The organism is bacterium (genome assembly GCA_024224155.1).
In the GTDB taxonomy this organism is placed as follows: domain Bacteria; phylum Acidobacteriota; class Thermoanaerobaculia; order Multivoradales; family JAHEKO01; genus CALZIK01.
This window is the reverse complement of sequence record JAAENP010000320.1, coordinates 1-2,217: the sequence shown is the minus strand read 5'-3', so window position 1 is coordinate 2,217 and position 2,217 is coordinate 1. Positions and strand designations below refer to the sequence as shown.

2 protein-coding genes are annotated in these 2,217 nt (G+C 63.7%); both read left to right on the top strand.

Features of this window, described 5'->3' with window-relative positions:
• Positions 1-599 precede the first annotated feature (599 nt).
• Complete coding sequence (locus GY769_16890; protein MCP4203598.1) at positions 600-1,856, top strand: transposase; 1,257 nt, start codon at positions 600-602, stop codon at positions 1,854-1,856.
• A 73-nt stretch (positions 1,857-1,929) separates the two neighbouring features.
• On the top strand, positions 1,930-2,217 hold a 288-nt coding region (locus GY769_16885), incomplete at its 3' end, for a hypothetical protein (protein MCP4203597.1).

Genomic DNA, 2,217 nt, shown 5'->3' with positions numbered 1-2,217 from the left:
CCTTCTTCACCAGCTGATGAATGGTCGGCATCCGATGACTCTCCTTGACTCAGCGCACACTGGAGGCAGCCTGCGCGTCGATTCCAACTCGGCTCGATCTCCTGACTCGGCGCACACCTCAGCGGCATGCACGTCGGATAAGTCAACTCGTCTGTCGTGGGGAAACGTCTCCGGCTTGACCCGGAGACACACGTCCGGCGAGCTTACGAACTCTCTTGACTTGTGGTGGGCTGAACAGGCAGGTCAGTCGCTTGGCCATCATCGAGAGGCAGGGCCTGAAGATCGTGTCTGGCTGTCCCCGGGGAGTCCCCGGTTCACGGCGCCAGACGGACCACGCTCTCGACTGAACCTTCCGGTCGCGCCGCGGACCAGCGAGAGTACCAGAGCGATCCGCGGGGCGTCAAGAGGATTCTTTCCAGGACATTCCCCAAAACCCAAGGCTGATTCCAGCCAACTATCTGGTGGCAGGCGACTTGGGTCGCAGCGGAAGTGGAATCGGTCGTTTTGGGGTAACTTCTTGCGGCAGACAGAAGGGGCCGTCCTCTGTAGACTGGGTGAAGTAAGTCCAATTGCTTCAACCAGTTGTAGAGGAGGCCCCGATGGATGATGCCAAAATCGCGTGGAGAATTCGAGAGCAGATGGCGGTATTTTCGGGGAACGTCTCTCAAGGACTGCCCAAGGTATCGCAGCGCCTGGTCCGCGAGGTGCTCTATGGCGTGCAGGCCCGGGGCTCCGTGCGGCTGAGCGAGATCGGCCGGTCCCTGGGGGAGGCGACGTCCCTGAAGAAGATCATCGAGCGGTTGGGGCGGCAGCTGGAGCGCAGCGGCCTGCGCCAGCAAGTGCGGGAGAACCTGCTCACCCTGGCGGCTCCCCGGGTCACTGCGGAGACTCTTTTGGTGGTGGACCCGACCGATCTGAGCAAACGCTACGCCCGGAGCATGGAGTATCTGGCACGAGTGCGCGATGGCTCGGAAGGGAAGATGGCCGATGGCTACTGGTGCTTGGAGGTGGTCGCGGTGCAGCGGGGCACGGCGCAGGTGATCCCTTTGTACCAGGAGCTGTACTCGCAGGAGGCCCCTGATTTCCTCAGCGAGAACCAAGAGATCCTCGGGGCGATTGAGGCGGTCTCGCAGGCGGCGGGAGGGCGAGGGATCTGGGTGATGGACCGGGGTGGGGATCGCGAGGAGCTATTGAAGCCCTTGCTGGAGTCGGGCAAGGCCTTCCTCATCCGGCAGCGCGGCGATCGTCACCTGATCTGGAGACGCAAGGCCCAGGCAGTGGAAGCCATTGCCACGCGCTGTCGTCGGCCCTACCGGCAGACCATCGTCAAACAGACCGGCGAGGAGGAGAAGATCTACAACCTGCGCTTCGGGGCCACGCCAGTGCGGTTTCCCGGTGTCGATCGCCCGCTGATGTTGGTGGTGGTGGAGGGCTTCGGCCAACGGCCACTGATGTTGCTGACGACGCTGCCAGTGCGTCGCTCACGAAAGAGCGTTTGGCGAGTGGTGGAGAGCTACCTGGCGCGGTGGCGCGTGGAGGAGACGATCCGTTTCATCAAGCAGAGCTATCAGCTTGAGGACATCCGGTTGCTGCTCTATGAGCGGTTGCGGACGATGGTCACGCTGGTCATGGCGGTCGCCTACTTTGCCGCGGTGCATCTGGGTAAGCAGGCCAAGCTCGCCGTCTTCGCACAGCACCTGCTCCGCGCCGCTCAACGCATCTATGGCGTGCCCGAGTTCCGACTCTATGCCCTGGCGGACGGCATCAAGCAGGTCCTATTCAGCTCGCGCCGCGGCATCGGACCGCCGCCGCCGCTTCCAGAGCCCGGAATCCTGCTGCTGCCTTTGGAGGCCTGAAGGAATGGGGAAAGTCCTGGCCTGTTTTCCGGGTAGTACGGATGTTGCGAAAGTTGGTACATTTGTTGCTGGCATGCGTCCACGCCCCTCCCCTTCGCTTGCCGGCACGGCCTGGTTGGCGGCCGCCGCCTTCCTCTTCGCGGCGACCTGCGCCGGCGCGGTACCTGCGCGGCTGCGTTTCGAGCAGCTGTCGATCGAGCAGGGGCTGCCCCAGCAGTCGGTCCTCTCGGTCCTCCAGGACCGGCACGGCTTCATGTGGTTCGCCACCCAGGGCGGCGCTGTGCGCTTCGACGGCTATCGGACGACGGTCTTCCGGCACGACCGCGAGGATCCAGGCTCGCTCTCGGCCAACCGGGTGTGG